Origin of the sequence: Enterobacter sp. SA187 (genome assembly GCF_001888805.2) — a bacterium.
Classification (GTDB): Bacteria; Pseudomonadota; Gammaproteobacteria; order Enterobacterales; family Enterobacteriaceae; genus Enterobacter_D.
Genome location: NZ_CP019113.1, coordinates 3585852 through 3611815, shown reverse-complemented (window position 1 = coordinate 3611815; position 25964 = coordinate 3585852). Strand labels below are relative to the sequence as shown.

The 25964-nt window shown below is 55.9% G+C and carries 27 protein-coding genes, 1 pseudogene and 1 riboswitch; of the genes and pseudogenes, 17 read left to right on the top strand and 11 right to left on the bottom strand.

Annotation, left to right across the window (positions count from 1 at the left end; translation table 11 throughout):
• Positions 1-39: 39 nt before the first annotated feature.
• From proQ to kdgR, 4 genes are all read left to right on the top strand, one after another.
• On the top strand, positions 40-735 hold the full coding sequence (gene proQ, locus BMF08_RS17260) for an RNA chaperone ProQ (RefSeq protein WP_072568762.1): 696 nt from the start codon (positions 40-42) through the stop codon (positions 733-735).
• 19 nt (positions 736-754) lie between these two features.
• Complete coding sequence (prc, locus tag BMF08_RS17255) at positions 755-2803, top strand: carboxy terminal-processing peptidase (protein WP_072568761.1); 2049 nt, start codon at positions 755-757, stop codon at positions 2801-2803.
• 192 nt (positions 2804-2995) lie between these two features.
• On the top strand, positions 2996-3877 hold the full coding sequence (htpX, locus tag BMF08_RS17250) for a protease HtpX (RefSeq protein ID WP_072568760.1): 882 nt from the start codon (positions 2996-2998) through the stop codon (positions 3875-3877).
• Between the two features lie 183 nt (positions 3878-4060).
• A complete protein-coding gene (gene kdgR / locus BMF08_RS17245) occupies positions 4061-4852 on the top strand; it encodes a DNA-binding transcriptional regulator KdgR (RefSeq protein ID WP_072568759.1) in 792 nt (263 codons plus the stop codon).
• A gap of 43 nt (positions 4853-4895) precedes the next feature.
• On the opposite strand, the gene BMF08_RS17240 is transcribed toward kdgR, so the two are convergent.
• A complete protein-coding gene (locus BMF08_RS17240) occupies positions 4896-5129 on the bottom strand; it encodes a YobH family protein (protein ID WP_072568758.1) in 234 nt (77 codons plus the stop codon).
• Positions 5130-5285: 156 nt separating this feature from the next.
• Here BMF08_RS17240 and mgrB point away from each other — a divergent pair, with 156 nt between their 5' ends.
• From mgrB to rlmA, 7 genes and pseudogenes are all read left to right on the top strand, one after another.
• Positions 5286-5429, top strand: a complete 144-nt coding sequence (gene mgrB / locus BMF08_RS17235) for a PhoP/PhoQ regulator MgrB (protein ID WP_072568757.1) — start codon at positions 5286-5288, stop codon at positions 5427-5429.
• Positions 5430-5503: 74 nt separating this feature from the next.
• The gene (locus BMF08_RS17230) at positions 5504-5788 is read left to right on the top strand and encodes a YebO family protein (protein WP_072568756.1); all 285 of its coding nucleotides are present in this window, start codon (positions 5504-5506) and stop codon (positions 5786-5788) included.
• Between the two features lie 20 nt (positions 5789-5808).
• A complete protein-coding gene (locus BMF08_RS17225) occupies positions 5809-6813 on the top strand; it encodes an MBL fold metallo-hydrolase (RefSeq protein ID WP_072568755.1) in 1005 nt (334 codons plus the stop codon).
• 507 nt (positions 6814-7320) lie between these two features.
• A pseudogene (locus tag BMF08_RS17220) lies at positions 7321-7465 on the top strand (DUF2627 domain-containing protein).
• A gap of 12 nt (positions 7466-7477) precedes the next feature.
• Positions 7478-7687: a transcription antiterminator/RNA stability regulator CspE gene (cspE, locus tag BMF08_RS17215; protein WP_001062678.1), complete on the top strand. Its 210-nt coding sequence runs from the start codon at positions 7478-7480 to the stop codon at positions 7685-7687.
• A 211-nt stretch (positions 7688-7898) separates the two neighbouring features.
• On the top strand, positions 7899-9638 hold the full coding sequence (ftsI, locus tag BMF08_RS17210; RefSeq protein WP_072568753.1) for a peptidoglycan glycosyltransferase FtsI: 1740 nt from the start codon (positions 7899-7901) through the stop codon (positions 9636-9638).
• A gap of 62 nt (positions 9639-9700) precedes the next feature.
• Positions 9701-10516, top strand: a complete 816-nt coding sequence (rlmA, locus tag BMF08_RS17205; RefSeq protein ID WP_072568752.1) for a 23S rRNA (guanine(745)-N(1))-methyltransferase — start codon at positions 9701-9703, stop codon at positions 10514-10516.
• Here rlmA and mntP read toward each other — a convergent pair.
• The 5 genes from mntP to manX form a co-directional block, all read right to left on the bottom strand.
• The gene (gene mntP / locus BMF08_RS17200) at positions 10513-11076 is read right to left on the bottom strand and encodes a manganese efflux pump MntP (protein WP_072568751.1); all 564 of its coding nucleotides are present in this window, start codon (positions 11074-11076) and stop codon (positions 10513-10515) included. The two genes, rlmA and mntP, sit on opposite strands and share 4 nt — an antisense overlap.
• Positions 11077-11155: 79 nt before the next feature.
• A riboswitch (yybP-ykoY riboswitch) is annotated at positions 11156-11266 on the bottom strand.
• 197 nt (positions 11267-11463) lie between these two features.
• The gene (locus tag BMF08_RS17190; protein ID WP_072568750.1) at positions 11464-11922 is read right to left on the bottom strand and encodes a DUF986 family protein; all 459 of its coding nucleotides are present in this window, start codon (positions 11920-11922) and stop codon (positions 11464-11466) included.
• A gap of 52 nt (positions 11923-11974) precedes the next feature.
• Complete coding sequence (locus BMF08_RS17185; protein WP_072568749.1) at positions 11975-12826, bottom strand: PTS mannose transporter subunit IID; 852 nt, start codon at positions 12824-12826, stop codon at positions 11975-11977.
• Positions 12827-12838: 12 nt separating this feature from the next.
• Positions 12839-13639, bottom strand: coding sequence for a PTS mannose/fructose/sorbose transporter subunit IIC (locus BMF08_RS17180; protein WP_072568748.1), 801 nt, complete (start codon positions 13637-13639; stop codon positions 12839-12841).
• Positions 13640-13698: 59 nt separating this feature from the next.
• Positions 13699-14664 (bottom strand): PTS mannose transporter subunit IIAB, encoded by a 966-nt coding sequence (gene manX, locus BMF08_RS17175; RefSeq protein ID WP_072568747.1) that lies wholly within the window; start codon positions 14662-14664, stop codon positions 13699-13701.
• 259 nt (positions 14665-14923) lie between these two features.
• Here manX and BMF08_RS21490 point away from each other — a divergent pair, with 259 nt between their 5' ends.
• A complete protein-coding gene (locus tag BMF08_RS21490) occupies positions 14924-15130 on the top strand; it encodes a protein YoaL (protein ID WP_072568746.1) in 207 nt (68 codons plus the stop codon).
• A complete protein-coding gene (gene yoaE / locus BMF08_RS17165) occupies positions 15118-16677 on the top strand; it encodes a CNNM family cation transport protein YoaE (protein ID WP_072568745.1) in 1560 nt (519 codons plus the stop codon). Before BMF08_RS21490 ends, yoaE begins: the two co-directional genes overlap by 13 nt.
• Positions 16678-16679: 2 nt before the next feature.
• Here the strand turns inward: yoaE and BMF08_RS17160 are convergent, their stop codons facing one another.
• From BMF08_RS17160 to pabB, 4 genes are all read right to left on the bottom strand, one after another.
• On the bottom strand, positions 16680-18278 hold the full coding sequence (locus BMF08_RS17160; RefSeq protein ID WP_072568744.1) for an EAL domain-containing protein: 1599 nt from the start codon (positions 18276-18278) through the stop codon (positions 16680-16682).
• A gap of 134 nt (positions 18279-18412) precedes the next feature.
• Complete coding sequence (gene sdaA / locus BMF08_RS17155; protein ID WP_072568743.1) at positions 18413-19777, bottom strand: L-serine ammonia-lyase; 1365 nt, start codon at positions 19775-19777, stop codon at positions 18413-18415.
• A gap of 184 nt (positions 19778-19961) precedes the next feature.
• Positions 19962-20540: a CoA pyrophosphatase gene (locus tag BMF08_RS17150; RefSeq protein WP_072568742.1), complete on the bottom strand. Its 579-nt coding sequence runs from the start codon at positions 20538-20540 to the stop codon at positions 19962-19964.
• Positions 20541-20542: 2 nt separating this feature from the next.
• Positions 20543-21904 (bottom strand): aminodeoxychorismate synthase component 1, encoded by a 1362-nt coding sequence (pabB, locus tag BMF08_RS17145; protein ID WP_072568741.1) that lies wholly within the window; start codon positions 21902-21904, stop codon positions 20543-20545.
• An 82-nt stretch (positions 21905-21986) separates the two neighbouring features.
• Between pabB and BMF08_RS17140 the strand changes: the two genes are divergently transcribed.
• Positions 21987-22172 (top strand): YoaH family protein, encoded by a 186-nt coding sequence (locus BMF08_RS17140; RefSeq protein WP_072568740.1) that lies wholly within the window; start codon positions 21987-21989, stop codon positions 22170-22172.
• Positions 22173-22178: 6 nt separating this feature from the next.
• Here BMF08_RS17140 and BMF08_RS17135 read toward each other — a convergent pair whose 3' ends face one another.
• On the bottom strand, positions 22179-22523 hold the full coding sequence (locus tag BMF08_RS17135) for a RidA family protein (protein ID WP_072568739.1): 345 nt from the start codon (positions 22521-22523) through the stop codon (positions 22179-22181).
• A 124-nt stretch (positions 22524-22647) separates the two neighbouring features.
• Here BMF08_RS17135 and BMF08_RS17130 point away from each other — a divergent pair, with 124 nt between their 5' ends.
• From BMF08_RS17130 to BMF08_RS17120, 3 genes are read left to right on the top strand one after another with little or no spacing between them, the layout of a single operon-like run.
• Entirely contained in the window at positions 22648-24573 is a 1926-nt protein-coding gene (locus tag BMF08_RS17130; protein ID WP_105310577.1) for an ATP-dependent DNA helicase, read from the top strand.
• 54 nt (positions 24574-24627) lie between these two features.
• Positions 24628-25323, top strand: coding sequence for a tRNA (adenosine(37)-N6)-threonylcarbamoyltransferase complex dimerization subunit type 1 TsaB (gene tsaB, locus BMF08_RS17125; RefSeq protein ID WP_072568737.1), 696 nt, complete (start codon positions 24628-24630; stop codon positions 25321-25323).
• Between the two features lie 37 nt (positions 25324-25360).
• Positions 25361-25942: a Slp family lipoprotein gene (locus BMF08_RS17120; protein ID WP_072568736.1), complete on the top strand. Its 582-nt coding sequence runs from the start codon at positions 25361-25363 to the stop codon at positions 25940-25942.
• Positions 25943-25964: the final 22 nt, after the last annotated feature.

Sequence of the window (25964 nt, the reverse complement as noted above, 5' to 3'; positions counted from 1 at the left end):
GCGGCTAGTTGGCTACGTCCGTTGTAATCAGGAAATTTCATGGAAAATCAACCTAAGTTGAACAGTAGTAAAGAAGTTATCGCATTTTTGGCCGAACGTTTTCCGCTCTGTTTCAGTGCTGAAGGCGAAGCGCGCCCCCTGAAAATTGGTATTTTTCAGGATCTCGTCGAGCGTGTTGATGGTGAGATGAATCTCAGCAAAACCCAACTGCGCTCTGCATTGCGTCTTTACACCTCCAGCTGGCGCTACCTGTACGGTATCAAAGCGGGCGCAGCGCGCGTCGATCTCGACGGCAACCCTTGCGGTGTGCTGGACGAGCAGCACGTAGAGCACGCCCGTAAGCAGCTGGAAGAAGCCAAAGCCCGCGTGCAGGCACAACGTGCCGAGCAGCAGGCGAAAAAGCGCGAAGCTGCCGCCGCCGCCGGGGAGCCGGCAGAAGACGCACCGCGTCGTGAACGTAAACCGCGCCCGGCGACGCCTCGTCGCAAAGAAGGCGGCGAGCGTAAACCGCGTGCCGATAAGCCAGCCGCTAAGCCACAGCGCGCACCGCGTGAAGAGCCGCAGCATACTCCAGTGTCAGATATCACTGCGCTGAGTGTGGGGCAGAACCTCAAGGTGAAAGCGGGCAACAATGCCATGGATGCCACTGTAACGGAAATCACCAAAGATGGCGTTCGTGTGCAGCTGACTTCTGGTATGTCGATGATTGTACGCGCAGAACACCTGTTGTTCTGAAACGGAGGCCAGGCCTGGCATGAACACTTTGTTTAAGCGCACCGCGTTGGCTGGCCTGCTCCTGATCACAGGGCAGGCTTTCGCCGTCGAAGATATTACGCGTGCTGATCAAATTCCGGTGTTAAAGGAAGAGACGCAGCATGCCACAGTGAGTGAACGCGTGACTTCGCGCTTCACTCGCTCCCACTACCGCCAGTTCGATCTGGATCAGGCGTTTTCCGCCAAAATTTTCGATCGCTACCTGAACCTGCTGGATTACAGCCACAACGTGCTGTTAGCCAGCGATGTCGCCCAGTTTGCCCAGAAAAAGGGCGTGATCGGCGATGAGTTACGCACCGGTAAACTCGACGTTTTCTACGATCTGTACAATCTGGCGCAGAAGCGTCGCTTTGAGCGTTATCAATACGCGCTGAAAGTGCTGGAGCGTCCGATGGACTTTACCGGCAACGACTCCTTCAACGTCGATCGCAGCAAAGCGCCGTGGCCGAAAGACGAAGCCGAGCTGAACGCCCTGTGGGATGGCAAGGTTAAGTTTGACGAACTGAGCCTGAAGCTGACCGGTAAAAACGAAAAAGAGATCCGCGAGACCCTGACGCGTCGCTATAAGTTTGCGATCCGTCGTCTGGTGCAGACCAACAGTGAAGATGTTTTCTCACTGGCGATGACCGCGTTCGCGCACGAAATCGATCCGCACACCAATTATCTCTCGCCGCGTAACACCGAACAGTTCAACACGGAAATGAGCCTCTCCCTTGAGGGGATCGGCGCCGTGCTGCAAATGGACGATGACTACACCGTCATTAATTCGATGGTGGCAGGCGGTCCGGCGGCGAAAAGCAAAGCCATTACCGTTGGCGATCGCATTGTTGGCGTTGGTCAGACCGGGCAGAACATGGTGGACGTGATCGGCTGGCGTCTGGACGACGTCGTCGCGCTGATTAAAGGGCCGAAGGGCAGCAAAGTGCGTCTGGAGATCCTGCCGGCAGGTAAGGGCACCAAAACGCGCATTGTTACCCTGACCCGTGAACGCATTCGCCTGGAAGATCGCGCGGTGAAAATGTCCGTGAAAACCGTGGGCAAAGAAAAAGTCGGCGTGCTGGATATTCCGGGCTTCTACGTTGGCCTGACGGATGACGTCAAGGTGCAGCTGCAGAAGCTGGAAAAACAGAACGTCAGCAGCGTGATTATCGATCTGCGTACCAACGGCGGCGGCGCGCTGACCGAAGCGGTATCGCTCTCGGGTCTGTTTATCCCGTCCGGCCCGATGGTGCAGGTGCGTGATAACAACGGTAAAGTGCGCGAAGACAGCGATAACGACGGCATTGTGTACTACAAAGGCCCGCTGGTGGTACTGGTTGACCGCTTCAGCGCCTCGGCATCGGAGATTTTCGCCGCCGCCATGCAGGATTATGGCCGTGCGCTGATTGTCGGGGAACCAACCTTCGGTAAAGGTACCGTGCAGCAGTATCGCTCGCTGAACCGTATTTACGATCAGATGCTGCGTCCGGAATGGCCAGCGCTGGGCTCGGTGCAGTACACCATCCAGAAATTTTACCGCGTTAACGGCGGCAGTACGCAGCGTAAAGGCGTCACGCCGGACATCATCATGCCGACAGGTAATGAAGAGACGGAAACCGGCGAGAAGTTCGAGGATAACGCCCTGCCGTGGGACAGCATCAACGCCGCGACCTTTGTGAAGTATGGCGATTTAACGCCGCACGGGCCGCAGTTGCTGAAAGATCATAACGAGCGTATCGCAAAAGATCCTGAGTTCCAGTACATCATGAAGGACATTGCCCGTTTCAACGCCATGAAGGAAAAACGGGACATCGTGTCGCTGAATGAGGCGCAGCGCGAGAAAGAGAACGCCGAAGACGATGCCATTCGTCTGGCGCGTCTGAACGATCGCTTTAAGCGCGAAGGCAAGCCGTTACTCAAGAAGCTGGATGACCTGCCAAAAGATTACAAGGAGCCGGATCCGTATCTGGATGAAACGGTGCATATCGCCCTTGATCTTGCCCATCTCACAAAAGATCAACCGGCGGCGAAGCCCGCTCCTGCAAAATAAAAACCACAGGCACAAGAAATTGTGCCTGTTTTTTTTAACAAACGCGTATTCACGTCAGCAATGTCATTCTCAATGTAAAGTTGTGTCTTTCTGGTGACTTACGAAGCCTGGATCCTTGAAAATGCCGCGTATACCCATACGATGTGGGTAATCGCATAGTGCGTTTTGTTAAACTGGGGTTAAAAGAAAATTATGATGCGGATAGCGCTTTTCCTGCTGACCAACCTGGCCGTGATGGTGGTTTTCGGGCTGGTGCTCAGCCTGACAGGCATTCAGTCCAGCAGTATTCAGGGCTTGTTAATCATGGCGCTGCTTTTCGGTTTTGGCGGATCCATCATTTCACTGATGATGTCGAAATGGATGGCGCTGAAATCCGTGGGTGGCGAAGTCATTGAGCAGCCGCGTAACGATATGGAACGCTGGCTGATGCAGACCGTCGAGCAGCAGTCCCGCCAGGCCGGGATCGCCATGCCGCAGGTCGCTATTTACCACGCGCCGGATATTAACGCCTTCGCCACGGGCGCCAGCCGTAACGCTTCGCTGGTGGCGGTGAGCACCGGGCTGTTGCAGAACATGAGCCGCGACGAAGCGGAAGCGGTTATCGCCCATGAAATCAGCCACGTTGCCAACGGTGACATGGTTACCATGACGCTGGTGCAGGGGGTGGTGAACACCTTCGTTATCTTCATCTCCCGTATCCTGGCGCAGCTGGCGGCGGGCTTCCTTGGCGGTAACCGCGAAGAGGGCGAAGAGAGCAACGGCAACCCGATGATCTATTTCGTGGTGGCGATGGTGCTGGAACTGGTGTTCGGTATCCTGGCCAGCATTATTACCATGTGGTTCTCCCGCCACCGTGAATTCCACGCCGACGCCGGTTCTGCGCGTCTGGTCGGGCGTGAGAAAATGATCGCGGCGCTCCAGCGTCTGAAAACCAGCTATGAGCCGCAGGAAGCCAGCAGCATGATGGCCTTTTGCATCAACGGTAAGTCCAAATCGCTCAGCGAGCTGTTTATGACTCACCCGCCGCTGGATAAACGCATTGAAGCGTTGCGTAGCGGCGCTTATCTGAAATAAGCCGTCATTTGATACATCAGGCGCGCCACCCGGCGCGCTTTTTTTATGCCGTCCGGCAGGATATTCGGTTTTATGTCGCAGATTTGTAAAGAAGATGCCAAACGCGCATTGCGGGCAGCCCGCCGCGAATTTATAATAAAAACCGGTTCTAATTTTTATAAAACACTGGCGATGAGGTGATTAATGGCAATCGCAGATTTGGATAAGCAGCCAGATTCTGTCTCTTCAGTTCTGAAAGTTTTTGGCATCCTGCAGGCGCTCGGCGAAGAGCGTGAAATTGGTATCACCGAACTGTCGCAGCGGGTCATGATGTCAAAAAGCACTGTTTATCGCTTTTTGCAGACCATGAAATCGCTGGGTTATGTGGCGCAGGAAGGTGAGTCAGAAAAGTATTCGCTGACGCTGAAGCTTTTTGAACTTGGCGCGCGTGCGCTACAGAATGTGGATCTGATCCGCAGCGCGGATATTCAGATGCGCGAACTGTCCCGTCTGACCAAAGAGACGATCCACCTGGGCGCGCTGGATGAAGACAGTATCGTCTACATTCACAAAATCGATTCCATGTACAACCTGCGCATGTATTCCCGTATCGGGCGTCGCAATCCGCTGTACAGCACGGCGATTGGCAAAGTGCTGCTGGCGTGGCGCGATCGTGAAGAAGTGAAGCAGATCCTGGAAGGCGTTGAGTATAAGCGCAGTACCGATCGCACCATTACCACAACTCAAGATCTGCTGCCGATGCTGGATATCGTACGTGAGCAGGGCTACGGCGAAGATAACGAAGAACAGGAAGAAGGCCTGCGCTGCATTGGCGTACCGGTATTTGACCGTTTTGGCGTGGTGATTGCGGGTCTGAGTATTTCGTTCCCTACGCTGCGTTTCTCTGAGGAGCATTTGCACGATTACGTGGCCATGCTGCACACTGCCGCGCGTAAAATCTCTGAGCAGATGGGCTACAACGACTACCCGTTCTGAATAGAAATCGTTGCCCGGTAGCCGCTGCTGACCGGGCAATCACTTAATCAATTACCGTATTGCTTTTGCGCAGTACCGGGCAATTCGTAAAACCAATAATTCCACTGTCGGTATGAATATATTGCGCTGTGCTGAAGCCCTGCGCCGTCAGATAGCGACACTGCAAACCGAGTCCGGCGGCATTTTCTTTGCTGCCAACCAGTACGCCGTAACCACTCAGTAATACGCCAATCCACAGCAGAGCGATGATCATAATCGTGCGAACTGTCATGCGCATATAAACTCCTTTTATTATCCTGTGCGTAAAATCCTGGCGGTTTTTACGCAATGAAACAAGTCACGCATTCCTAAAAAGGCCGGATAGCGCTACAGTTAGCCGCGGTTTAACAAGCGCGTGATAACCTTGAGACAGGGTATTAATTCGGAGAGTGTAGTGAGAAAATTTCGGTGGCTTATCGTGATCGCCGCGCTGGTTGTCTGCCTGTTGATGTGGACCCAGATGCTGAATGTTATGTGCGATCAGGATGTGCAGTTTTTCAGCGGTATCTGCGTTATCAATAAATTTATTCCCTGGTGACGGCATTTTTTCAGTGAATGATTTCCTTCCTTAATGCCAGTGGTAAGATAGCGCGTTAACATTGAGGTGGTGAAATGAACGAAGTACTGAATTCAGGCGTGTTTAATCTTGCGTCTTTGATCGTATCGCTGGTGGTGCTGGTCGCAGGTCTGATCCTGTGGTTTTTTGTCAATCGTCTGAGCTCACGTACCCGTGAACAGATCGAACTGCTTGAAGCGCTGCTCGATCAGCAAAAGCGGCAGACGGCCTTGCTGCGCCGCCTGTGCGAAGCAAACGAACCTGAAAAAGAAGCGCCCGAGAAAGCGGTGAACGTTCAGGCCGATGGCGACGATTTTATTCGTCTGGTCGCCGAGCGCTGATCGTCAGGGGAGGGTGCAGCATGGCATGGAAAAATCCCTGGTATAATCCTGATCTGCCGCATCATTCCCCTGAAGGTTTTCGTAACCTGTCTGAAACCGGACATAAACCTGGCGACGTGGAGCGCTGGCGTAAAGAACGTCGTGCCGCCGGGTTACCTTTAGCACCACAGGGTGGTTATGACGCTTTTATCGACAAATGGTGGCAACGCGCCGTTATTTCCGGGGAAGACGATCGCGTCTGGTGGCTCGGTCATACCAGTATGCTGTTGCGACTTGACGGCAAGCATCTGCTGATTGACCCGGTATTTTCAGATCGCGCCTCACCGGTGAGTTTCAGCGGGCCGCGGCGCAAAACGCCCCTGGCGCTGAACATCAACGATCTGCCCGCCCTCGACGCCATCCTGATTTCCCACAACCATTATGATCATCTTGATAAGCGTACCCTGCGTGCGCTGCTAAAGCGTTTTCCTTATGTCACCCTCTTCGTACCGCTCGGTCTGGGCGACTGGTGTCGCCGTCGCGGTGTACAGCATATCGTTGAGCTCGACTGGTGGGATCACCGCAGCTTCCATGGGTTGACGATAACTGCCGTTCCCGCCCAGCACTGGAGTATGCGCACCCTGTGGGATCGCAATCGGTCGCTTTGGTGTGGCTGGGTAGTGACATCCCCGCACCAGCGTTTCTGGTTTACCGGCGATACAGGCTACACGCCGACGCTGGCCGACATCCCGCAGCGTCTGGGGCCATTCGATATGGTGGCGCTGCCGGCTGGCGCTTATGCACCACGCTGGTTTATGGCCTCACATCATATGGATCCTCAGCAGGCGGTGCGACTCTGGCAGCAGGCCGGGGAACCGCTGGCTTTTCCGGTGCACTGGGGCGTGTTTGAGCTGGCGGATGAAGGGCTCGATGAACCTGTCCGGGAACTGGTGCAGGAATTAAACGAAGCGGGAGGGCGGCGTGATAACTTTCGCATCCTGAAAATCGGTCAGTATTTATCCTTTCCAGCGAAATTATTCGCATAAGCTTTTCCTTATTCCCGCATTAACAGCAAATGCTATTATTTTTTGCACCAGCGAAACGTTTTTATTGCTTTACGATGATGCAATGTCATTAAACTTTCATTATTTTGGTGCAGGCACATTATTATTTGTGCAACTTTTATTCACTCACTCAGCACCTTTGTATAACCAGGTAAAATTACGCTTTATTGATGGTTCTTTTGTTAACTTTATAAGCCAGAAGAAAAAGTTATAAGGATATATTTTATATTATATCAATCGCTTAGCTTAGGCTGGATCAATCCATCATATTAAGCTATGGTTATAAAGTCGTGTTTTTCACAGGATCCGCACGTGCCCATAACTACCGTTAAAGCGCCCTGATCTGCAACGTCAGGTCTTATCGAAGGCGGGTAGTGAAGGCATTTGCAGAATTTGTGCGGCGGATCCAGACATGTTTAAAAATGGCTTGCCATATTTCATGTTGTATGTGATAACACGTCGTGAGTCGAACGAGGTACAGTTCTGTTTATGTGTGGCATTTTCAGTAAAGAAGTCCTGAGTAAACACGTTGTCGTTGAATACCGCTTCTCTGCCGAACCTTATATTAGTGCCTCAAGCAGTAATGTCTCAGTTTTATCTCAGTTAATGCCTGCGGGCTAAGAAAACACTCTAAGGAATTTTGCAAATGGCAAAGATTAAAGGTCAAGTTAAGTGGTTCAACGAGTCTAAAGGTTTTGGCTTCATTACTCCTGCTGACGGCAGCAAAGATGTGTTCGTACACTTCTCTGCAATCCAGGGTAACGGCTTCAAAACTCTGGCTGAAGGCCAGAACGTTGAGTTCGAAATTCAGGACGGCCAGAAAGGCCCGGCAGCAGTTAACGTTACCGCTATCTGATTTCTGCCACCGACTTGAACGCCACAGGCGGTCAATGTCAGCATAAAGCCTCGCCCGGTGCGGGGCTTTTTAATGCCTTCATTTCAAAGTGTTACCTCCTGCTTCCTCATTATCCTTTTGTAGCAAAGCCATACCGTTATTAGCACAGTTTTTTCCCTTTCTGCGCCTGTTTCCCGTTAAATCAGCGGGTTAATTCATTACAGGAGCCACGGTGAAAAAGAACAGCCTTACCCTCAATTTTACCCCTCTGCGTTTTACCCTGCTTTGCATCGCCATTCTTTTCTCGCTGGGCATACTGCTGGGCCGCACCGCCTGGCTGCAGATTATTGCCCCGGACAAACTGGTCAGGCAGGAGGACAGGCGTTCTTTGCGCGAAGTGAAAGTGTCGTCGCCGCGCGGCATGATTGTCGATCGCAATGGATCACCGCTGGCGGTCAGCGTGCCCGTTGATGCTGTCTGGGCCGATCCGAAGGTTATCCGTGAAAAGGGCGGCCCGGTGGATAACGGACGCTGGCAGGCGCTGACGAAAGCGCTGGGAATGCCGCTGAGCGATCTGGCCGCCATGCTCCGGCAACATGCATCGTCGCGCTTTGTCTATCTGGCGCGGCAGCTTGATCCCCAACAGGCGCAGTGGATAGATCGCCTCAATCTGCCGGGCATTAATCTGCAAACGGAATCACGGCGCTTTTATCCCGGCGGGCATGTTGCCGCCAATCTGATCGGTTTTACTAATATCGACGGGCAGGGGATCGAAGGCGTTGAGAAAAGCTTTAACGCGCAGCTGACCGGCAAGCCCGGTCTGCGCGAGGTGCGTAAAGATCGCTATGGGCACGTGATTGAAAATATCACCGAAACGCCCGCGGTACCGGCACAAACCCTGGCGCTGAGCATCGATAAACGGCTGCAAACCCTGGCGGAAGATGCGCTGAATAACGCCGTTACCTGGAATAAGGCGGAGTCAGGCGCGGCGGTGCTGATAAAAATAGACACCGGTGAAATTCTGGCGATGGCCAATTATCCCGATTTTAATCCCAATAATCGCAGCGGCGCGACCCTGGATGATTTCCGTAACCGCGCCATCAGCGATACCTTTGAACCCGGCTCGACCGTTAAGCCGATGGTGCTGATGACTGCGCTACAGCAGGGGATAGTCAAACCTGACAGCGTGGTGGATACCCACCCGTATGTCATTGACGGACACCGTATTCGCGACGTGGGCTATTACCCGGAACTCACGCTGACCGGCATTCTGCAGAAATCGAGCGATACCGGCGTGTCCAGACTGTCGCTGGCGATGCCCATCCAGAAGCTATTGGATACTTATAAAAGCTTTGGCTTTGGTATCCCCACCGGGCTGGGTCTGACCGGCGAAAGCCGTGGCAGCCTGCCGGTGCGCCGTTACTGGGGGCAGTTAGATCGCGCCACCTTCTCATTTGGCTATGGCCTGATGGTCACGCCGCTACAGCTGGCGCATGTCTACGCCACTATCGGCAGTTTTGGTCTGGCGCGGCCGCTTTCTATTACCCGTGTCGATCCGCCGGTGATGGGTACGCAGGTGATGCCCGCTGACATTGTTCATCAGGTGGAGCATATGATGGAGAGCGTCGCGCTACCGGGCGGCGGCGGCACCAAAGCGGCGGTACGCGATTACCGGGTGGCGGTCAAAACCGGCACGGCGAAGAAAATCGGCGATGACGGGAAATATGTCGATAAATACGTCGCCTACACGGCAGGCGTCGCGCCAGCCAGTCATCCGCAATATGCGCTGGTGGTGGTGATCGACGATCCCAAAAACGGTGCCTATTACGGCGGTGCCGTGTCGGCGCCGGTATTCAGCGAGATCATGACCCGTGTACTGCGTGTCGAAAATATCGAACCCGACGGTTTGCGCCCCGGCGACGATCATCTGCTGGTGCTCAATTCTTCTTCCGGCGTGGCGGCAACGCGCTAAATCATTTCCCGCAGGGGCGATTGGCGTTACACTTTCGCCCTTTATTATCGCCCGGAGTTGATATGTCCTTCAGTTGCCCCCTTTGCCATGCGCCGTTGCGCCGTCAGGAAAATAGCCTCGTCTGCCCGCAACGGCATCAGTTTGATCTGGCGAAAGAGGGCTACGTCAATTTGCTGCCCGTTCAGCATAAACGCTCCCGCGAGCCGGGGGACAGCGCAGAGATGATGCAGGCGCGCCGCGCCTTTCTGGATGCGGGGCACTATCAGCCGTTGCGGGATGCCATCAGCGAGCAACTGGACGCACGCTTACCGGCGCAGGCCAGTGCGCTGCTGGATATTGGCTGCGGCGAGGGTTATTACACCGATGCGTTCGCGCAGATCGCCGCGCAGCACGGGGCGCAGACTTTCGGGCTGGATGTGTCAAAGCCCGCAATACGCGCCGCGGCAAAGCGTTATCCGCAGGTGATGTTCTGTGTGGCGTCAAGCCACCGGCTGCCGTTTGAAGCCAGTACGCTGGATGCGATTGTACGTATCTACGCGCCCTGTAAAGCGCAGGAGCTGGCAAGGGTAGTGAAAGCCGGTGGCTGGGTGATCACCGCCGCTCCCGGCCCGCATCACTTACAGGAGCTGAAAGGGCTGATCTACGATGAAGTTCAGCTTCACGCGCCGCAAAGTGAGCAGATCGAAGGTTTTACGCTGGCAGAGCAGCATGCGCTGGGGTACCGCATGACCCTGAGCGGGGCGGAAGCGGTGGCGCTGTTGCAGATGACGCCCTTCGCGTGGCGGGCGAAACCGGCGGTATGGGAAGCGCTGGCGGATATGGAACAGTTCAGCTGTCAGACGGATTTCAGCATCCAGTGCTGGCAGCGTAATCCTTAACCGGCGAAGTGGCTCCAGAGGATCTGCGAACCAATACCGATCAGCACGATCCCGCCGAGAATTTCAGCCCGTTTTCCTAACAGCGGGCCAATAAAGCGGCCAATCATGATCCCGAGCGTCGACATCACCAGGGTCGCGCAGCCAATGGTGAGCGCGGTGGTGATAATATTGACCTGCAGGAAGGCCAGCCCGACGCCAACCGCCATGGCATCCAGGCTGGTGGCAATCGCGGTTGTTACCAGTAGCCAGAAGCCGTGACGCTGCAGGGGCGTATCTTCATCATCATTTCCCCGTACCCCTTCCAGCACCATGCGTCCGCCCAGAAAAACCAGCAGCAAAAAGGCGATCCAGTGATTCCACTCCAGTACGAACTGGCTGGCGAGCATGCCCAGTCCCCAGCCTATCAGCGGCGTCAGGGTTTCAATCGCGCCAAAGATCAGACCGGTGCGCAGGGCCTCGGAGAATCTGGGTTTGTGCAGGGTAGCGCCTTTCCCGATGGAAGCGGCGAAGGCATCCATCGACATGCCAAAAGCGAGCAGGAGAGTGGCAGATAAATTCATAAGAGCGTCCTGACCGGGGTATCCATATAACACATCACTGCCCCCAGTAATCAGCAGTTGATGTGTCAATGGTCTCGCCAAATCAAACGGCTATGCGGTTTGATTCGTACGCGCCACGTTTTTCAACGAGTATGTTGACGCGCACATTTCCGGGGTGAATGGAAATCGGCTACTCCCCAACGACGGGCGCAACCTTACCATATTTCGCAAGGTGAGAACAATCACAGAAATTCATTACTTTTTTGTCAGGCTGATAACGATTTGCATTTGTCTTTATTGGTAATAATCAGGTTAAAAAATATAAGTTATTCCGTAGAAAATAATATAGCAGTGGCTATAACTGCGGTGATTTTATGTGCAGAAATATAGCCTTCGCTATATTTTAACTCATTGAGTTTTAACCATAACTTTGTAGATCTTTTCCAGGTCATCGATATTGCGCACCCGGATAAGCAGGCGGCGCTGCTCTAATTGCATTACCAGCACACCATCTTCAGATAAATTCATCTCTTTAATGCGGTTATAAGCAATCCAGACATTGGCGAAGAAAAAACCATCCTGTTTGAAGATGATTTTCGGCGCGCGAACCCAGAACAGATAAATAGCCATCAGCGCCAGTGCGCATAATAACCATGTGGTTAAAACCGCACCATTATTGGTCACGTTGTTATAAATAAGGATCACCAGCAACCCGGCAAAAATGAAGCCGTCGACCCGGCTGCGGCGCAACAGGGGTACGCTGAGCAGCGTTTGTCCATGGCGGCGGGGCATGATGAATTCATCATAAAGTGCGTAAGCCAGCAGTGCAGCAACAAACAAAATCAACACGATATCCGTGATCGTCATTCATCCTCCCGAAAAAAAGCCGGGGCAAAGGCCCCGGCGCAATAACTACCCTTTACAGACCCAGCAGGCCGACGGCGTAACCGGCAATACCGATAACAAAGAAGCCGACGATGATCCACAGCGGGTTCACTTTCTTACGCAGCAGCCACATACAGGCGAAGGTCAGCAGCAGCGGCACCAGCCCCGGCATCAGCTGATCGAGGATGGTCTGTACGGTGGTGACGTTGGTTTTCCCGGTCTGGTCGGTAATTTCCGACACCACCAGCGGGATATTCACGTGCGTCCACTTGTTAACCAGCGCCCCCATGACAAACAGGCCGAGAATTGACGCCCCCTCGGTCAGTTTTTGCAGGAAGCCGCCACCCATGTCTTTTACGATGTCCACGCCTTTACGGTAACCGTAGGCCACACCGTAATAACGGGTTGCCAGGCGCACGGCGTTAAACAGGATGAAGAACAGCAGCGGCCCGAGCAGAGAACCGCTCATCGCGATCCCGGCACCCAGCGCGGCAAACACCGGACGCACCGTACCCCAGAAAATCGGGTCACCCACGCCTGCCAGCGGCCCCATCAGACCAACCTTGATCCCGTTGATGGCGCCGTCGTCGATCTCCGCACCGTTAGCACGCTGCTCTTCCATCGCCAGCGTCACGCCCAGTACTGGAGCCGCCACGTAAGGATGGGTATTGAAGAACTCCAGATGGCGCTTGATGGCCTGACGGCGCGCTTCGTTGTTTTCCGGATAGAGGCGTTTGATCGCCGGCACCATTGAGAAGCAGAAACCCAGCGCCTGCATACGTTCGAAGTTCCACGACCCCTGGAACAGGTTTGAACGAATGAACACGCCACGAATATCACCCGGAGTGAGTTTTTTCACTGCGGTAGTTTTTGTCATATCAACCATGTCGCTCACCTGCTAGTCCAGTTCGTTATCAAGATCGTTTGCACCCGCGGCCGGTACCGGGCCACCTGCTGAACGGTTGTATTTCGGGCTCAGCTGGATATAAAGGATGGCCATTACCGCGCCAATCACGCCCAGCGCCACCAGGTTGAAGTTGGTGAAGGCGGCAGTGACGAAGCCCAGGTAGAAGAACGGCATCAGGTAGCCCGCGCGCATCATGTTGATGACCATCGCATAACCCACTACCACGATCATGCCCCCGGCGATGTTCAGACCGCTGGTTACCACTTCAGGAATGGCGTTAAGCATATTCTGCACTTCGCTGGTGCCCACAGAAACCGCAACGATGACGGCCGGGATCGCGATACGCATCGCCTGCAGGAACAGGGAAGAAACGTGGATCCAGGACAGCGCCGTAAGGTTGCCGTTGTCGGCCGCCTTATCCGCCGCGTGCTGGAATGCCACGGTAATGGTACGAACGATGATGGTTAACACCTGGCCTGCCGCCGCCAGCGGAATAGCCAGCGCAATCCCGGCGCCGATGCTCTGGCCCCCGGCAATGACCAGCACGGTGGAGATGATCGACGCCAGCGCGGCATCCGGCGCCACGGCGGCCCCGATGTTCATCCAGCCGAGGGCGATCATTTCCAGGGTACCGCCGATGATGATGCCTTTTTGCATATCACCCAGCACCATGCCAATTAACGTACAGGCCACCAGCGGACGGTGGAACTGAAATTCATCCAGTACCGACTCCATACCGGCGATACAGGCAACGACAAACACCAGCACAATCTGAAGAAGGGTGATCTCCATTGTACTTCTCCTATAACTAAGACGTAGTTGTGAAAACTGAGTAAATCAGCTCGTGCCGGCTACTTCGCCACTTTGCCGATCAAGTCCATCATTTTCAGTTTCGGATCGTTTGAGACTTTACGGACTTCCAGCTCAATACCGCGGGCATTGAGTTTTTTGAAGGCCTCAATATCCTGTTCATCCACCGAAACGGCGTTGTTTACCTGGGTTTTGCCCTGACGATAAGCCATACCGCCGATATTGACGGAGGTGATCTTCACCCCGGCCTCCACCAGACGTTCAACATCGGTAGGGTTGGTAAACAGCAGCATGATGCGTTCACCCGCGTATTTCGGGTTGTTATAAACGCGGATCATCTTCGCGACATCCACTACGTGCGCCGTCACGCCAGGCGGCGCAACCTGCGTCAGCAAGGTCTTACGCACGGTATCAGCGGCCACTTCGTCACTGACCACGATAATGCGCTGCACGTTGGTTTCTTTGGTCCAGCGTGTTGCCACCTGGCCGTGGATCAAACGGTCATCGATACGCGCAAGACCGATCACCATGTAATCATCCGCGCCCATGGGCTTAACCGGTGCGGCGGGTTTTGCCACAGCAGCAGGCGCAGGCGTTACCGCTTCCGGCGCTTTTGCCTTCAGGGCTTTCACCCCCTCACGTCCCGCCTCAACCGCCACGGCAACCAGATCGTCAAAACTCGGATCGTCATCACGCCCCATGAGCGTTTCAACCAGCATAGGAATGTTGACCCCGGCAACCACTTCATAATGCTCTTTATCGACGACAATTCGACTGGCGGCGTTAAACGGACTGCCGCCCCATGTATCGACGAGAAACAGCACCCCTTGACTGGTGTCGAGATTTGCCAGCCGGGCGTTGTATTTTTCGATGAGCGTTTCGGCGTTCTCGCCGGGAACGAAATCGATCCAGCCGACGTTTTCCTGCTCACCCAACAGCATTTCGGCTGTTTTGAGCAATTGTTCTGCAGCCCAGCCATGTGTGCCTATTACAATAGCAATGGTCACTTGCTACCTCCGTTATTATCGTTAACACCTCTGTAACAGATGTGTTGTGAATCAATCTTTACCAGCGAATCGATTCAGATAAGGGTTTGAAAGAAAAGTTAAAACTTCCGTGAATTATTTTAGACATCGAAAAAATAATTTTTGTGATGCGCATCCGTAATTTAGCTTTCGTCGATCAGAAATTTCGGCCCGCGAAATAACCACAAAATTCCAATTGCAAATTCCGGTAAATCTTTGCAAAACATTAATTCTCTCTGCTATGTTTACCATCCGTTTAATTATCAAGGAGTATAGGGCAGTAGCCCCGTGTATGGACCGTCACCGACGTCAGTTAACCCATTGGCCGTTTCGTGCCTCGCAATCCGGCGTTTTCCGCCACCTTTCATTTTCATCTGCTGTCATCACGCCTGTGCTTAACGCACCGTTTTGCCATTCCGTAAACAGGAGCCTGTCATGGAATTCTTAATGGACCCCTCGATCTGGGTGGGGTTGTTGACGCTTGTTGTTCTTGAAATCGTTCTCGGTATCGACAACCTGGTGTTCATTGCCATCCTTGCGGATAAACTCCCGCCTAAACAGCGTGATAAAGCCCGCCTGATCGGCCTGTCACTGGCGCTGATCATGCGACTCGGCCTGCTGTCGGTGATCTCGTGGATGGTAACGCTGACAAAGCCGCTGTTTACCGTGATGGATTTAAGCTTCTCCGGCCGTGACTTAATCATGCTGCTCGGGGGACTATTCTTGCTGTTCAAAGCGACAACAGAATTACACGAGCGACTTGAAAACCGTGAACATGACACCGGACAGACGAAAGGCTATGCCAGCTTCTGGGTCGTGGTGGTACAGATCGTCATCCTTGATGCGGTCTTCTCACTCGATGCGGTGATCACGGCGGTCGGTATGGTGAACCATCTGCCGGTCATGATGGCGGCGGTAGTGATCGCCATGGCGGTGATGCTGCTGGCTTCAAAACCGTTGACGCGATTCGTCAATCAGCATCCGACGGTGGTGGTGCTCTGTCTGAGCTTCCTGTTGATGATTGGTCTGAGTCTGGTGGCGGAAGGCTTCGGCTTTCATATTCCGAAAGGCTACCTGTATGCCGCGATTGGTTTCTCAATCATTATTGAGTTCTTTAACCAGATTGCTCGCCGCAACTTTATTCGCCATCAGTCAACGCTGCCGCTGCGTGCCCGTACCGCGGACGCCATTCTGCGTCTGATGGGCGGTCGCCGCAAAGATAATCAACAGCATGAGCCGGACAGCGAAGCGCCGGTGCAGGTGCCGGAAGGGGCCTTCGCCGATGAAGAGCGTTATATGATCAACGGCGTACTGACGCTGGCGTCGCGCTCGCTGCGCAGCATTATGACGCCGCGCGGCGACATCAGTTGGGTGGATGCCAGCCTGGATAAGGACACTATCCGCCAGCAATTGCTCTCGTCGCCGCACAGCCTGTTCCCGGTCTGCCGTGGCGAGCTGGATGAAGTGATCGGTATCGTGCGCGCCAAAGAGATGCTGGTAGCGCTGGAAGAGGGCGGCGATGTGGCGGCGATAGCGTCTGCGTCCCCGGCGATTGTGGTGCCGGAAACCCTGGATCCGATCAAACTGCTTGGCGTGCTGCGCCGCGCCCGCGGCAGCTTTGTTATCGTCACCAATGAATTTGGTGTGGTGCAGGGCCTGGTGACGCCGCTCGACGTGCTGGAAGCCATTGCCGGTGAATTCCCGGATGCCGACGAAACGCCGGAAATCATCGCCGATGCCGATGGCTGGCTGGTAAAAGGCACCACCGATCTGCATGCCCTGCAACATGCGCTGGGGCTGGATAACCTGGTTAACGACAGCGAAGATATCGCGACCGTTGCCGGTCTGGTGATTGCCATTAACGGTCAGATCCCACGCGCGGGTGACGTGCTGCAACTGGCGCCGCTGACCATTACCGTGCTGGAAGCCAACGACTACCGGGTCGATCTGGTTCGGGTTGTTAAAGAGCGTCCGGAGCACGACGAAGAAGAGTAAGGCTACTGTAACGGCATTGACGGCATCATCCGCCCGTTATGCCGGGCTGGCGGCGGGGTACTTCCCGCCAGCCAGCCGGGGAAATCTTTCAGCGGCATCGGCTTCGCATAGAGAAACCCCTGTAACACATGCACCCCGCGCTGGCGCAGATGTGCCGCCTGCAGCGGGGTTTCCACCCCCTCTGCCACCATTTCCAGCGCAAGACGTTTGCCCAGCGCAATGATCATGTCCGTCACCGTCGAATTCACCGCATCCGTACCAATGGCCGCAATATAGGATTTGTCGATCTTAAGAATGTCCGGGCTAAGCTTTTCCAGCCACGAGAGGGACGTGTTGCCGGTGCCAAAATCATCAATCGCCACTTTCACGCCCATACGATGCAGTTCACGCACCATGCGGAAATCCGCCTCGCTCAGGCTGTCCCGCTCGGTGAGTTCTATCACCAGTTGCTGCACCGGACGGATGTTAAACCAGTGCTGGTTCAGATCGGCAATCAGCTCTCCGTGGCCGAAATGGCTGGCGGCGACGTTAATGCCGATATGAAAGTGCGGCGAGGGCGGGAAGAGGGCGAGCTGGCGATGGGTTTCCGTCAGCACGTAGCGCGTCAGCGGGGCGATCAAACCCTGGTTTTCGGCTATAGGAATAAACACATCCGGCGAGATCCAGCCCTGACGGCGATTATTCCAGCGCAGCAGAATTTCCACTCCCACGCACTGCTGGGATTGTGCGTCCAGCAACGGCTGACAAAACAGCTCAAACTCATTTTCCGCCAGCCCCATATGGATCTCCCACGCAAAGCTCATGCGGCTGGCGGTCGCCACCCACGCGATATAACCCACCAGCAGGCTGAGCAGCAGCGCCAGCGGAAACTGGGAGGGCAGATGCCGCAGCGCCAGCTCCGTTGCGCCCGGCCCGCGGACGTTAACCGTAAAAGGGTAGCGCTGTGACGTTTGCGAAAAGCGTTTTTCATCCGTCAGCGCGGGCAGGGCGTCCGCCACCCCACCGCCATACAGTAGATGCCGGTTATTGACCGACAGACTGGCGCCGGTGATCAGCGGTTTTTGCGGCTCCAGCATCAGGTCGGTCAGCAGCGTAATATTGACAATGGTCATCACCCCGCTGTCATCCCCTTGCGCAGAAGGAAACCATTGGATCAGTATCGGGCTGCCTTTGAGTAACGATTTATCGGTGGACAGGATCAGCTGTGCTTCGCTGGCGGGCAGCAAAGGCTGAAGTTGACGCACCTGCACATTGCGAAAACCAAAAATGCTTGAACAGTACAGCATCCCGTTCTCCACCAGGCCAATGGAGCGGATAGTCTGCAAAGAAGCCGCTTCAATACGCAGCGCCAGATGCACGTCGTCGCAGGGTTTACCTACCAGCGGCAACAGCAGGGGACGCCCGCGTTCAAGGGCGGAGAGTACTTTTTCCAGTGAGGAAACAGCATGAGAAGTGAAAGATAACAGACGCTGCTGATTTAAATTCCGCTCCGAAATAAATCGCGCGCCGAGGGTCAACAGCAGCATGGAAACGGCCGCAAGCACGCAGACGATAATGCGTTTTCGCCGGTAGTCGCTAATGATCCGTTGCGCAGTCTGCATGAAGTCATCGTCCGGTAAGTATACCGTTGATCGCAAAAGGCAACGGCACCACAGCAAGTGTAGTGTGGAAAAAATAATCGGACGAGAATTGGAGGAGATTTAGCCCTTCTGTCGCAGAAGGGCTATGAGAAGTATTAGTCGCACTGCACCTTGATTGCCAGACCACCGCGGGAGGTTTCGCGGTATTTGGCGTTCATGTCTTTACCGGTTTCGTACATGGTTTCAATAACCTTATCCAGCGACACGCGCGGCGCGCTGGTACGGCGCATCGCCATGCGTGAGGCGTTGATCGCTTTCACCGAGGCGATGGCGTTACGCTCAATGCACGGCACCTGTACCTGTCCGGCCACCGGATCGCAGGTCAGACCCAGGTTATGCTCCATGCCGATTTCGGCCGCCACGCACACCTGCTCCGGGCTTGCGCCCAGCAGTTCCGCCAGACCGGCCGCCGCCATTGAACAGGCCACGCCCACTTCGCCCTGACAGCCCACTTCCGCGCCGGAAATAGAGGCGTTCATCTTGTACAGCGCGCCAATAGCGCCGGACGCCATAAAGTAGCGGATATAAATATCCGGCGTCACCGGCTCAATAAAGTGATCGTAGTAGGCCAGCACCGCCGGAACGATACCGCATGCGCCGTTAGTGGGCGCGGTGACCACGCGGCCACCGGCGGCGTTTTCTTCGTTTACCGCCAGGGCAAACATATTCACCCAGTCGATAACGTTCATCGGATCGCTGGACAGCTTATCGCTGGCCACCAGCAGGCGGCGCAGCGCCGAGGCGCGACGCGGCACGCGCAGCGGGCCAGGCAGCACGCCTTCAGTGTTCATACCGCGATCGATACAGGCGCGCATGGTCTGCCAGACATCAGCGAAGTAATCTTCGATCTCCTGCTTGCTGTGCAGCGCCAGTTCGTTCTGCATCACCATACCGGATAACGACAGGCCGGTTTCATGGCAGTAATCAAGCATCTCTTTTGCCGAGGTGAACGGATAAGGCACGCTCACTTCATTGCTGGCTTCTTTGCCGAAATGCTCTTCGTCGACGATAAAACCGCCGCCGATGGAATAGTAAGTTTTGCTGTAAACGGTGGTGTCGCCGTTGTAAGCATGGATCTGCATGGCGTTTTCATGCAGCGGCAGGTTATTACTCTGGAAGCGCATGCCGTTATCTTTCGGGAAATCCACCTCATGACGACCCTGCGCCAGCAGCAGACGACCGCGGGTTTCAACGTCGCGGATAAACGCCGGAATGGCGTCAATATCGACGGTGGCCGGCGCATTGCCCGCCAGACCCATAATAATGGCGATGTCCGTATGGTGACCTTTACCGGTCAGTGACAGCGAACCGTACACGTCAACCGCCACGCGGGTTACGCTCTCAAGCAATCCCTTTTCGACCAGGTCATCGACGAACTGTTTGCCGGCCTTCATCGGGCCTACAGTGTGGGAAGATGAGGGACCAATCCCCACCTTAAACATGTCGAATAGACTAATCACATTAACACTCCTGACAGGGTTACCGGACTTTCCGATAACGATGTAATAATTGCGCATAGTGTATGAGGGAACTGCGGGATCGGCTGGAGTATTCGCATGAATTAAATTAATGCGTGAACATTAATTTTCTAATGGCGAGACGCGGATCCCACTCCTGGCAGAAGGGTTATTGCATAAAGAATATTCAGGGTTTGATGCCAATCTGCAACGCCAGTTCACGAATGATACCCGCCGTCATCCCCCAGACGAAATAGTGCTCATACCACGACAGCCATACGCGGTGATCGTTGCCGCGACGATGGATGTCTAAAGGATGATAGCGCCCCAGACGCAGAGCTTCCGCCAGCGGCATCTCAAAAACCGCCGCCACTTCATCTTCACTGGCGTGATAGTGCAGGTCAGGGGGGATAATGCCGACCACCGGCGTCACCTGAAATCCCGTCACGCTGTCCACCGGCGGCAGCACGCCGATCACCTCCACCGTCTCCGGCGGGATCGCCACTTCTTCCTGCGCCTCACGCAGGGCGGCGGCGATGAGCGACGCATCGCTGCTGTCCACCGCGCCGCCGGGGAAGGCCACCTGACCGGCATGTTTACGCAACTGCGCCGAACGCTGGGTCAGCAACAGACCGGGCTGTTCACGGCGAACCACCGGGATCAGCACCGCCGCCTGTCTGGCGTTCAGCGACGCGCGGCTCGCCTGCGGACGTAAAAGTTGAAATCGCGATAAAAAATCATCCAGTGTCAGCGCCTGTAAATCCAAAATCAGCTCTCCAGTTGATGCAGAATACGATTAACCTTATCAAAGGTTTCCTGATATTCCGCCTGCTCCTCGCTGTCGGCGACGATGCCGCCGCCCGCCGAACAGTATAGCTGCCCGTTACAGGCGCTCAGGGTGCGGATAGTGATGCTGGTGTCCATATTGCCGCACAGACTGATATAGCCGATGCTGCCGCACCAGGCGTTACGGCGGTGCGGCTCCAGCGCATCGATAATTTCCATCGCCCGCACTTTCGGCGCGCCAGTGATCGATCCCCCCGGAAAAGCGGCGCGTAATACGTCGCAGGCGGTACGCGAGGCAGGAAGCCGGGCGGTGATGGTGCTCACCAGATGATGCACCGCCGGGAACGGTTCGACGACGAACAGCTCCGGCACGCGTACGGATCCCGGTTCGGCGACGCGGCCCAGATCGTTGCGCATCAGATCGACAATCATCAGGTTTTCGGCGCGATCTTTGGGCGACTGCGCCAGCCGCGCGGCCTGATGAGCATCCGCCTGCGCATCGCTTAACCGCGGCAGCGTACCTTTAATGGGGCGGGTCTGAATGGTCCCGTTATTCAGCTGAATAAAGCGCTCCGGCGACAGGCTGAGCACCACCCCCTGCGGCAGACGCAGAAACGCACTGAACGGCGCACGGTTGGCGCGGTTCAGCTGCATAAACGCCTGCCACTCATCGCCGCGGTAATGTGCCTGAAAGCGCTGGGCAAGGTTAACCTGATAGCAGTCGCCGCTGTGTAAAAACGCCTGCACCGCGCGAAACTTCTCGCCATACTGCTCGCGGGTTATATTTGAACGCCAGGGCGAGGTTAAGCTAAACGATTGCGTCTCTTCGGCCCGTTGCGCTTCCAGCCAGGCCAGACGTTGCGCTATATCGCCATAGCTAAGCAGGGTGACTTTTTGCTGATGATGATCGACAATCAGCGCCCAGTCGTACAGCCCGACGGCCATATCCGGCAGGGGAAGATCCTGTTCGGCCTGCGATGGCAGCGTTTCAAAGCGGCGACCCAGGTCATAACCAAACAGACCCAGCGCGCCGCCGGTAAACGGCAAATCAGGATCGCAGGGCGGGGCAAGCTGCATGGCGTCCAGTTCACACTGTAACAGCGCCAGCGGATCCGCTGTGGACGCTGTACGGACACCCTCGCGGGTCACGGTGGTATTGTCGCCGTGCGTTACCAGCGTGCAACAGGGCTGCGCCACCAGAATATCAAAACGGTTATGGGCATGCTCCGCATGGCCGGAATGCAACAGCATGGCCCATGGCTGCGTGTTGAGTGGGGTAAACCAGTGGCTGGCGGCGTCGGGGCGCCACGGCAGCGAAATAACGGCGGGTGATAACGTCTTCATTAATCCAGACTCTTTGCTATCCGGTAACCGGCTTATGGGGTAGCATGTTTGATCAGCGCGAACAATTTAGCAGGAGTTCACTATGTTTGCAGGTTTACCTTCCCTTACGCACGAGCAACAACAAGAGGCCGTCGATCGCATTCATGCGTTGATGGCTGAAGGCATGAGCAGCGGCGAAGCCATTGCCCTGGTTGCTGCGGAACTGCGCGCCAGCCATAAAGGCGAACGGGTTCTGGCACGCTTTGACGAAGAAGACGAGGAAGAATAATCGCCTTTAAACGGCGGCGATAATTTTAATTTCCACTTTATATTGCGGGTTCATCAGCGTGGCCTGCACTGTACAGCGCACCGGCGCATGACCCGCAACCACCCATGCATCCCACGCTTTATTCATCGCGGCAAAATCCTTGCTGTCCGCCAGAAAAATGGTGGCATCCAGAATGCGTGATTTGTCGCTGCCCTGGCTTATCAGCATCGCATCAATCTGCGCCAGCGTGTTGGCGGTTTGTTCAAAGGCATCCGCCTGCAAATTCTCCGGCACGCCGGTGTAATACAACGTCTGATTGTGGATCACCGCATCAGACCAGCGGGCTGCGGCATCAATACGCACGATTGTCATGACCATCTCCTTAATTTCCATTGGCGCGCCAAGACTGCCACAGAGTTTTTACCCTGTCACGACTTCGGCTGGCTAAAAGCCATCGCCCCTGACATAATCACTGGCGATTTAACCAGGGGGTAGTGTGGCGAAAAACAGTGAGACGGACGATTTTGCGATCGACGGTCAGTTAGCAAAAGCGATACCGGGATTTAACCCGCGTGAACCGCAGCGGCAGATGGCGCAGGCTGTGGCTGAGGCCATCGCGAAAACGCAGCCGCTGGTAGTGGAAGCGGGAACCGGCACCGGGAAAACATACGCCTATCTTGCACCTGCACTGCGCGCCGGGAAAAAAGTCATTATCTCAACCGGATCGAAAGCGCTTCAGGATCAACTTTACAGCCGCGATCTGCCCACCGTCTCCCGCGCGCTGGAGTACAGCGGGAAACTGGCGCTGCTGAAAGGCCGCTCCAACTATCTGTGCATCGAACGTCTGGAACAGCAGGCGCTGGCGGGGGGCGATCTACCCGTGCAGACCCTGAGCGACGTTATTCTGCTGCGCTCATGGTCAAACCAGACCGTCGACGGCGATATCAGCACCTGCGCCAGCGTGGCGGAAGACTCTCCCGCCTGGCCGCTGGTCACCAGCACCAACGATAACTGCCTCGGCAGCGACTGCCCGCAGTACAAAGACTGTTTTGTGGTGAAGGCGCGTAAAAAAGCCATGGATGCCGACGTGGTGGTGGTTAACCATCACCTGTTCCTGGCGGATATGGTGGTGAAAGACAGCGGCTTTGGCGAACTGATCCCCGAAGCCGAGGTGATGATTTTCGACGAAGCGCATCAGTTGCCGGATATCGCCAGCCAGTATTTTGGTCAGTCGCTTTCCAGCCGTCAGTTGCTCGACCTGGCAAAAGATTTCACCATCGCCTATCGCACCGAACTGCGCGACACCCAGCAGCTGCAAAAATGCGCCGACCGGCTGGCGCAGAGCGCCCAGGATTTTCGGTTGCAGCTCGGCGAGCCGGGCTATCGCGGGAATCTGCGCGAACTGCTGGCGGACAGCCACATTCAGCGCGCTTTTTTGCTGCTCGATGACACCCTTGAGCTGTGCTACGACGTGGCAAAACTCTCCCTCGGGCGTTCAGCCCTGCTGGATGCCGCCTTTGAACGCGCCACCCTGTACCGCGCACGCTTAAAACGCCTGAAAGAGATCAACCAGCCCGGCTACAGCTACTGGTACGAATGCACCTCGCGGCACTTCACCCTCGCGCTGACGCCGCTGTCGGTAGCCGATAAATTCAAAGAAGTGATGGCGCAGAAGCCGGGCAGCTGGGTCTTTACCTCCGCCACCCTGTCGGTGAATGATGATCTGCACCACTTCACCGCCCGGCTGGGCATTGAAGAGGCGCACTCGCTGCTGCTGCCGAGTCCGTTTGACTATGCCCGTCAGGCGCTGTTGTGCGTGCCGCGCAATCTGCCGCAGACCAATCAACCGGGCGCGGCGCGGCAACTGGCGGCGATGCTGCGTCCATTGATCGAAGCCAACAATGGCCGCTGTTTTATGCTCTGCACCTCCCACGCCATGATGCGCGATCTGGCGGAACAGTTCCGCGCCACCCTGACGCTGCCGGTGCTGTTGCAGGGCGAAACCATCAAAGGGCAGCTGTTGCAGCAGTTCGTCACCGCCGGTAATGCGCTGCTGGTGGCGACCAGCAGTTTCTGGGAAGGGGTGGACGTGCGTGGCGACACGCTGTCGCTGGTGATCATCGACAAACTGCCGTTTACTTCCCCGGACGATCCGCTGCTGAAAGCGCGCATGGAAGACTGCCGTCTGCGCGGCGGCGATCCCTTCGATGAAGTCCAGCTGCCGGATGCGGTGATCACCCTGAAACAGGGCGTCGGCCGCCTGATCCGCGATATTGACGATCGCGGCGTGCTGGTGATCTGCGATAACCGGCTGGTGATGCGGCCCTATGGCGCGACCTTCCTCGCCAGCCTGCCGCCGACGCCGCGCACCCGCGACATCTCCCGCGCCGTGCGCTTTCTCGCCGTCCCGCCGACACAGTAATCGCAGTCTGTGATATTATGCGCGCCATTTATTAAAGAGAGCGCGCGAAGACCCATGCGAATTCTGGCTATCGATACCGCAACTGAAGCCTGTTCAGTTGCGCTACTGCAAAACGACACCATCCATTCCCATTTTGAACTCTGCCCGCGTGAGCACACGCAGCGCATTCTGCCGCTGGTTCAGCAGATCCTGAACGAAGGCGGCGTGGCGCTGCGCGATCTTGACGCGCTGGCCTTTGGCCGCGGCCCTGGAAGTTTTACCGGCGTGCGTATCGGCATCGGCATTGCCCAGGGGCTGGCGCTGGGCGCAGAGCTGCCGATGATCGGCGTCTCAACCCTCGCCACCATGGCGCAGGGCGCTTACCGTAAAACCGGCGCCACCCGCGTGCTGGCCGCCATCGACGCCCGCATGGGCGAAGTCTACTGGGCGCAGTACGAGCGCGATGCGCAGGGTGTCTGGCACGGCGAAGAGACGGAAGCCGTCCTGAAACCGGAAGCCGTGCGCGCGCGTCTGGCGCAGCTGGACGGCGCCTGGGCTACCGTGGGCACCGGCTGGCCCGCCTGGCCGGATCTGGCGCAAGGCTGCGATCTCACGCTGACGGACGGCGACATTCTGCTCCCCGCAGCGGAAGATATGCTGCCGCTGGCCTGCCAGCTGCTGGCGGCGGGCAACACCGTGACCGCCGATACCGCCGAACCTGTTTATTTGCGAAACGAAGTGGCATGGAAGAAACTTCCTGGTCGCGAGTGAATCTTAGATACAGGATGTTCATAACGGGAGTCGCAACATGGCACTGAATAAACGAGTTGTAAACGGCGCAGTCGCCGCGCTGGTGGCCGTCGCCCTGAGCGGTTGCGTCAGCGTACCGGATGCCATTAAGGGCACCAGCCCGACGCCGCAGCAGGATCTGGTGCGGGTGATGAACGCGCCGCAGCTCTATGTGGGTCAGGAAGCGCGTTTTGGCGGCAAAGTGATCGACGTGAAAAACGAGCAGGGCAAAACCCGCCTTGAGATCGCCGCCGTGCCGCTGGACAGCGCTGCCCGTCCGGTGCTGGGCGAGCCGTCCCGCGGACGTATTTATGCCGATGTCAGCGGCTTCCTCGATCCGGTCGACTTCCGCGGTCAGCTGGTCACCGTTGTCGGGCCGATTACCGGCACCGCCGAAGGCAAAGTCGGCGACACGCCATATAAATACATGGTGATGCAGGCGAACGGCTATAAACGCTGGCGTATTACCCAGCAGGTGATGATGCCGCCGCAGCCCATCGACCCGTGGTTCTGGGGACCGGGGCCTCACCCGTGGCGCTACGGTTATGGCGGCTGGTACAATCCCGGCCCGGCGCAGGTTCAGACCATAGTAACCGAGTAAACTCCTGTTAATGCAACAAAAG